A 1,029-nucleotide genomic window follows, 5' to 3' on the forward strand; every position below is an offset into this window, starting at 1 on the left:
TCGCTTTCGCTACGGCTTCCCCACCCGGGTTAACCTCGCAACACACCGCAAACTCGCAGGCTCATTCTTCAAAAGGCACGCAGTCACGAGAACAAGGCAAGCCTTGTTCCGACGCTCCCACGGCTTGTAGGCACACGGTTTCAGGTACTATTTCACTCCGCTCCCGCGGTACTTTTCACCATTCCCTCACGGTACTATCCGCTATCGGTCACCAGGGAATATTTAGGCTTAGCGGGTGGTCCCGCCAGATTCACACGGGATTTCTCGGGCCCCGTGCTACTTGGGTGTCTCTCAAACGAGCCGCTGACGTTTCGACTACGGGGGTCTTACCCTCTACGCCGGACCTTTCGCATGTCCTTCGCCTACATCAACGGTTTCTGACTCGTCTCATGGCCGGCAGACCATGAAAGAGAGATCCCACAACCCCGTATGCGCAACCCCTGCCGGGTCTCACACGCATACGGTTTGGCCTCATCCGGTTTCGCTCGCCACTACTCCCGGAATCACGGTTGTTTTCTCTTCCTGCGGGTACTGAGATGTTTCACTTCCCCGCGTTCCCTCCACTTGCCCTATGTGTTCAGGCAAGGGTGACAGCCCATGACGACTGCCGGGTTTCCCCATTCGGACACCCCCGGATCAAAGCCTGGTTGACGACTCCCCGGGGCCTATCGTGGCCTCCCACGTCCTTCATCGGTTCCTGGTGCCAAGGCATCCACCGTGCGCCCTTAAAAACTTGGCCACAGATGCTCGCGTCCACTGTGCAGTTCTCAAACAACGACCAACCACCCATCACCCCGAGCATGACGCTCGAGTGCACTGGGGCCGGCACTGAAGGAAGATCATTCCCTCAGACACCCAACAGCGTGCCCGACACACTCCCCGCTTCCCTCAACGTTCCACGCTCCGAAGAGCAGTACTAGAAGGAGAAGACGACCAAGTGTGCCGAGTAGTCAACGTTCCACCCATGAGCAACCAGCATCAGACGTTCGCTGATGTACTGGCCTCTGACCAACCGAAGTTGGTAAGAAG

At 57.6% G+C, this 1,029-nt stretch carries 1 rRNA gene; it reads right to left on the minus strand.

Annotated elements, in window-relative coordinates:
* Positions 1–739 (minus strand): 23S ribosomal RNA (locus ACZ7CF_RS42205); the annotation flags it as partial.
* Between the last annotated feature and the right edge of the window lie 290 nt (positions 740–1,029).

The sequence above is a fragment of the Lentzea sp. NPDC036955 genome, from assembly GCF_055608005.1.